This is a genomic window from Micromonospora craterilacus (genome assembly GCF_003236315.1).
GTDB lineage: Bacteria > Actinomycetota > Actinomycetes > Mycobacteriales > Micromonosporaceae > Micromonospora > Micromonospora craterilacus.
In genome coordinates, this window is record NZ_POTY01000417.1 from 1 (window position 1) to 2,718 (window position 2,718).

The 2,718-nt window shown below is 72.4% G+C and carries 3 protein-coding genes; all 3 read left to right on the forward strand.

The genetic code is table 11. From position 1 onward, the window contains the following. Positions 1-1,656: nitrite/sulfite reductase (locus tag C1I95_RS33250; RefSeq protein ID WP_111220002.1), on the forward strand; the 1,656-nt coding region annotated here is incomplete at its 5' end. A gap of 76 nt (positions 1,657-1,732) precedes the next feature. Next, positions 1,733-1,891 carry a hypothetical protein gene (locus C1I95_RS36050; protein ID WP_199524028.1) on the forward strand — a complete coding sequence of 53 codons (159 nt, stop codon included), beginning with the start codon at positions 1,733-1,735 and terminating at the stop codon, positions 1,889-1,891. Beyond that, complete coding sequence (locus C1I95_RS33255) at positions 1,888-2,652, forward strand: phosphoadenylyl-sulfate reductase (RefSeq protein ID WP_111220005.1); 765 nt, start codon at positions 1,888-1,890, stop codon at positions 2,650-2,652. Before C1I95_RS36050 ends, C1I95_RS33255 begins: the two co-directional genes overlap by 4 nt. The last annotated feature ends 66 nt before the right edge of the window (positions 2,653-2,718 follow it).

Below are 2,718 nucleotides of genomic sequence, written 5' to 3' on the forward strand. Positions count from 1 at the left end.
GCACCCCGCCGCGCCCGCGGCGAGGGCCAGTGGGCGCTCGGACACCGCGAGCCGCTCAACCCCAACGAGCGGATCAAGAAGGACGACGACCCGCTCAACGTGCGGCACCGGATCGAGAACATCTACGCCCACCGGGGCTTCGCCGCCATCGACCCGCAGGATCTGCGGGGTCGGTTCCGCTGGTGGGGCCTCTACACCCAGCGCAAGGCGGGCATCGACGGCGGGCGTACCGCCGTGCTGGAGCCGCACGAGCTGGAAGACGAGTTCTTCATGCTGCGGGTACGCGTCGACGGCGGCCAGCTCGACCTGGCCCAGCTGCGTACGATCGCCGAGATCTCCCGGGAGTTCGCCCGGGACACCGCCGACATCACCGACCGGCAGAACATCCAGTACCACTGGATCCGGGTCGAGGACATGCCGGAGATCTGGCGGCGGCTGGAATCGGTCGGGTTGCAGACCACCGAGGCGTGCGGCGACTGCCCCCGCATCGTGCTGGGTAGCCCGGTGGCCGGGGTGGCCGAGGCGGAGCTGATCGACCCCACCTCCGCCATCGACGAGATCGTCCGGCGGTACGTCGGCGACAAGCAGTTCTCCAACCTGCCCCGCAAGTTCAAGTCGTCGATCTCCTGGCTGGTGGACACCCCGTACCAGGCGAACGACATCGCCTTCCTCGGCGTCGACCACCCCGAGCACGGCCCGGGCTTCGACGTGTGGGTCGGCGGCGGGCTGTCCACCAATCCGATGCTGGCCCAGCGGCTCGGCGTCTGGGTGCCGCTGGCCGAGGTGCCGGACGTGTGGGCGGGCGTGGTCGGCATCTTCCGCGACTACGGCTACCGCCGGCTGCGCCACCGGGCCCGGCTGAAGTTCCTCGTCGCCGACTGGGGCGTGACGAAGTTCCGCGAGGTGCTGGAGAAGGAGTACCTCGGCCGGACGCTGCTCGACGGGCCCGCTCCGGAGCTGCCGGAGAAGCCGATCGACCACATCGGCGTGCACGCCCAGCGGGACGGCCGCAACTACGTCGGCGCCGCCCCGGTGGTCGGGCGGGTGTCCGGCACCCAGCTCGCCCAGCTCGCCGACGTGGTCGAGGCGCACGGCAGCGGCCGGGTGCGGCTCACCCCGTACCAGAAGCTGCTGGTGCTCGACGTGCCGTCGGAGCGGACCGAGTCGCTGATCGCCGGGCTGCGCGAGATCGGCCTGGAGGCCCGCCCGTCGACCTGGCGGCGCGGCACCATGGCCTGCACCGGCATCGAGTACTGCAAGCTCGCCATCGTCGAGACCAAGGCGCGTGGCGAGGAGTTGGTGGCTCGGCTGGAGCAGCAGCTACGCGATGTCGACGCCGACATCTCCATCCACATCAACGGCTGCCCGAACGCCTGCGCCCGCACCCAGGTGGCCGACATCGGCCTCAAGGGCCAGCTGGTGACCGGCCCGGACGGCCGCCAGGTGGAGGGCTTCCAGGTACACCTCGGCGGTGGGCTCGGCATGACCGAGGGCCGCACGGCCGGCTTCGGCCGCAAGCTGCGCGGCCTGAAGACCACCGCCGAGGAGCTTCCCGAGTACGTCGAGCGGCTGACCCGGCGCTACCTGGCCGGCCGCACCGAGGGCGAGGCGTTCGCCAACTGGGTGATCAGGGTCGACGAGGAGGAACTGCGATGAGCGAGCGCAGCGAGCGAATCATCACGCTCAGCGCCGTGGAGCCTCATGGCGGCACACAGCGAAGCGGGGTGCCGACATGAGCGAGTCCCGATCCGTGCCGTTGTACTGCCCGTACTGCGGCGAGGAGGACCTGCGGCCGAGCGAGACCGGCCACGGCGCGTGGGAGTGCCACGCCTGCACCCGGGTGTTCACGGTCCGCTTCACCGGCCTGCTCTCCCGGGCGGTGACCCAGTGAGCGCCCTGGTCTCGGCCGTCGGCCTCGGGCTGGTCGGCACCGGCGCACCCCGCCCGGCCGGTGCCACGCGTCGTGACCCCGCCCAGCTGCGCGAGCTGGCCGAGCGGGCCGGCCGGGAGCTGGAGGGCGCGCCCGCGCTGGAGATCGCCCGGTGGGCCGCGGAGACCTTCGGCGACCGGTTCTGCGTGACCAGTTCGATGGCCGACGCGGTCCTCGCCCACCTGGTCTCCCGGGTCGCGCCCGGGGTGGACGTGGTCTTCCTGGACACCGGCCTGCACTTCCCGGAGACCCTCGCCGTCCGTGACGAGGTGGCCCGCACACTGCCGGTCAACGTCCGGTCGATCCGGCCCCGACTCACCGTGGGCCAGCAGGACGGCGAGTACGGGCCGCGGCTGTTCAACCGGTCGCCGGACGAATGCTGCCAGCTGCGCAAGGTGGAGCCGCTGGAGCGGGCGCTGACCGGCTACGACGCGTGGGCCGCCGGGCTGCGCCGCGACGAGTCGCCGACCCGTGCCAACACGCGGGTGGTGACCTTCGACGCCCGCCGGGGCAAGGTGAAGGTCAACCCGATCGCGGCCTGGACCCAGGCGGACGTGGACGCGTACATCTCCCGTTGGAACGTGCCGGTCAACGAGCTGTTCCGGCGCGGTTACGGCTCGATCGGCTGCTGGCCGTGCACCCGACGGACCAAGGCCGGCGAGGATCCGCGCGGCGGTCGCTGGGCGATGTTCGAGAAGACCGAGTGCGGTCTGCATCTCTGACCGAACGGGCGGCGCCGCCCGGCGGCCTGGTCCGGCCCGGGGGGCGCGGGCCGGGCGGGGCCCCGG

Bases quoted from the DNA above. Each gene is read 5' to 3' on its own strand.
- C1I95_RS36050 (WP_199524028.1), top strand. From the start codon at position 1,733: ATGAGCGAGTCCCGATCCGTGCCGTTGTACTGCCCGTACTGCGGCGAG.